This window comes from Protofrankia sp. CiP1_Cm_nod3 (genome assembly GCF_982290655.1).
This window is the reverse complement of sequence record NZ_CEVIVD010000173.1, coordinates 6,909-7,551: the sequence shown is the minus strand read 5'-3', so window position 1 is coordinate 7,551 and position 643 is coordinate 6,909.

The following is a 643-nucleotide window of genomic DNA, read 5'->3' as shown; positions in this document are numbered from 1 at the left end:
TGGCAGCAGGTGGACAGGTGCTGTACGCGGACGGTGGCAAACGTCCCCGAGAGCCGGCCGGGTGGAAACGGCCAGATTGGGGTTTACTGAGAGCTCACCGAGCACCATGAGCGTTGTTCAGAAGCTGCGATCAGATGTTCTGGATCATACGCCTGCGCAGGTCAGGGCGTTACCGGGCCCTGATCGGGACCCGTGAACAACGCTTCATGAGATGATCCTGTTTTATCGGTCGCCGAGCGGGATGCCCGGTGGACGCGGTGCCGGTTTCGTACCGGTGCCGGCCTGTTCCCGACAGGGACCATGAATACTACGTGCGGCGGTAGGAGCCCGGCCATCCGCGAGCTCGTCGGTTATGGAATTGCTCACCGCGGGCCGGCCCCATCCGATGGAACACCCGCGGTCTGACGTACCCGACCCCATATCGCCGTACTGGAATGGCCACCCGACGCGCGATCTGGAACAAGGCTGCCGGTCCGTCCACCGCGGCCTGGACACAGCGCCGACACCTGGCTCCGCTATGCCGTCACACCGCGGGGGCGGCCACGCCGGCAAATTCCTGCCAAATATCTGCGTGTAACATCCGAAGCGAAAGGAAACCATTCGGCATGGCTCATTGGAAAAACATCTCCGGCGCTCTCACGGC